Genomic DNA, 2884 nt, shown 5'->3' with positions numbered 1-2884 from the left:
CGATCGAATGACCAGCCAGGAAGTCCGGCCTCACACCCCACGACTCCACCAGCCGGAACAACGCCACCTCAACGGCAAACAACGCAGGCTGGGTGTAGGCCGTCTCATCCAGCAGATCGCCCTCAGCCGCGAACAGCACATCCTTCAGTGGCACTTCGAGGTGAACATCGAGGTGAGCACAGACCGCGTCCAGCGCATCCGCGAACACCGGATACGCCTCGTACAACTCACGGCCCATCCCGAGCCGCTGACTCCCCTGCCCCGTGAACAGGAACGCCAGCTTCCCGCGCGCCCCTGCCTCACCTCGTACGACTCGTGCGGTGGTCTCGCCCGCGGCCAGCGCGGCGAGGTCCGTGAGTGCGTTCTCCGGGTCTGCCGCGACGACGACGGCGCGGTGCGCCAGGGCGGCGCGGGTGGTGGCCAGGGAGAAGGCAACGTCCTCCGGGGCATGGTCCGGGTGGGCTCGCAGGTGGGCGAGCAGGCGGTCGGCCTGGGCGTGCAGAGCCTCCTCCGTGCTGCCCGAGACGGGCCAGGGCAGGACGGGAGGCACGGACACGGACAGCGGCGCGGCGGCTTCGACGTCACCCTGCTCGGCGGCCTCCGCACCGTCCACCTCGTCGCCGGTCGGCTGCGCGCCTGCTCCCGCCAGAGGCGCGGGCGCCTGCTCGATGATGGTGTGCGCGTTCGTGCCGCTGATGCCGAACGACGACACGGCGGCGCGGCGCGGCCGGCCGGTCTCCGGCCACTCCACCGCCTCCGTCAGCAGCGAGACCGCACCCGCCGACCAGTCGACGTTGCTCGACGGCTCGTCGACGTGCAGGGTCTTGGGGATCCTGCCGTGGCGGATCGCCATGACCATCTTGATGATGCCCGCGACACCGGCCGCGGCCTGGGTGTGGCCCACGTTCGACTTGATCGAGCCCAGCCACAACGGGCGGTCGTCACTGTGCTCGCGACCGTAGGTGGCTAGCAGGGCCTGCGCCTCGATCGGGTCACCCAGGGTCGTGCCCGTGCCGTGCGCCTCCACGACGTCGACGTCGGCCGCGGTCAGCCGCGCGTCGGCCAGGGCCTGGCGGATGACCCGCTGCTGGGACGGGCCGTTCGGAGCCGTCAGACCGTTGCTCGCGCCGTCCTGGTTGACGGCGGAGCCGCGTATCACCGCGAGCACCGGGTGGCCGTTCTTGCGGGCGTCCGACAGACGCTCGACGAGTAGCATGCCCGCGCCCTCGGCCCAGCCGGTGCCGTCCGCCGAGTCCGCAAAGGACTTGCAGCGGCCGTCGAAGGACAGGCCGCGCTGGCGGCTGAACTCGGTGAAGGTGCCCGGCGTGGCCATGACGGTGACACCGCCGGCGAGGGCGAGCGAGCACTCGCCCTTGCGGAGTGCCTGCATGGCCAGGTGCAGTGTGACGAGGGAGGACGAGCAAGCCGTGTCGACGGTGAGCGCCGGGCCCTCCAGACCGAAGGTGTACGAGACGCGGCCGGAGGCGATGCTGCTGGAGCCGCCGGTGCCGAGGTAGCCCTCGACCTCCTCGGGAACGGCACGCAGTCGCGACGCGTAGTCGTGGTACATGACTCCGGCGAACACCCCGGTCCGGCTGCCGCGTACCGAGGTCGGGTCGATACCGGCCCGCTCGAACGCCTCCCACGAGGTTTCGAGCAGGAGCCGCTGCTGCGGGTCCATCGCGACGGCCTCGCGAGGCGAGATCCCGAAGAACGCCGGGTCGAAGCGGTTGGCGTCGTGCAGGAAGCCACCTTCCTGCACATAGCTCGTGCCCCGGCCGTCGGGGTCTGCGTCGAACAGCCGCCCCATGTCCCAGCCCCGGTCGGTGGGGAAGGGAGAGATGGCGTCGGTCTCCTCGGACACCAGCTGCCACAGGTCCTCGGGCGACTCGACGCCCCCCGGGTAGCGGCAGCTCATCCCGACGATCGCGATCGGCTCCTGTTCCTCCGACTCGACCTCCTGCAGACGGCGGCGCGTCTCGTGGAGGTCGGCCGTCACCCGCTTCAGGAAGTACCGGAGTTTGTCTTCATTCATGCGTGCATCCCTCGTACAGAAGCCAGAAAGGCAGAGCCGTCGGTAAGGCGGAGCCGGGCTGTCACATCAGGAGATCCCGAACTCCTTGCCGATGAAGTCGAAGAGGTCGTCGTCGGTCGCGGTCTCGAGCGCCTCGGCCACATCGGCGTCGTCGGCGCCCGCCGGGTCCCCGGCCTCGCTCCAGGCGGCCAGCAGTGCTTGGAGGCGCTCGGTGATGCGGTTGCGGCCGTCGTCGTCGGGGACGGCCGCGACAAGCGTCTTTTCCAGTCGGTCCAGTTCGGCGAGCAGCGGGGGAACGGCCGCGGCGCCGTCCTGCCAGAGCTCGTCCCGCAGGAACTCCACCAGCGCGTTCGGGGTGGGGTAGTCGAAGACGAGTGTGGCGGGCAGACGTACGCCGGTCGCCGCGCCGAGCCGGTTGCGCAGCTCGACGGCGGTCAGCGAGTCGAAGCCGACCTCGCTGAACGACCGCGCCGGGTCGACCGCTTCGGGACCCGAGAAGCCGAGTACGGCCGCCACATACGTGCAGGCCAGCTCCAGCAGCGCCTCTTCCCGGGCCGCCGGCGTCAGTCCGGCCAGTCGCTCCCGCAGGGCCGTGCCGCCTTCCGCGCCGGTGTGAGCGGCGCTTGCGGTGCGGCGGGTGGGGGTGCGGACCAGGCCGCTGAGCAGCGGCGGAAGCATGCCCCCACTGCCCGCCTGCGCCCGCAACGCCACCAGATCCAGCTTCACCGGCACGAACAACGCCTGCTCGGAGACCGACACCGCATCGAAAAGCGCCAGCCCCTCCCCGGCCGACAGCGCAGTCACACCACCACGGCCCAGCCGCGACACCTCACCGGCATCCAGCTCACC

2 protein-coding genes are annotated in these 2884 nt (G+C 70.9%); both read right to left on the bottom strand.

The features are described 5' to 3' along the window. Positions 1-2035 (bottom strand): type I polyketide synthase (locus ACZ6ZQ_RS38425; RefSeq protein WP_469773176.1); only part of this gene is annotated, 2035 nt, incomplete at its 3' end. 66 nt (positions 2036-2101) lie between these two features. Continuing rightward, the coding region (locus ACZ6ZQ_RS38420; RefSeq protein ID WP_469773175.1) for an acyl carrier protein at positions 2102-2884 on the bottom strand (783 nt) is incomplete at its 5' end.

This window comes from Streptomyces sp. NPDC053673, from assembly GCF_055585225.1.
This window is presented reverse-complemented; position numbering and strand designations above follow the sequence as displayed.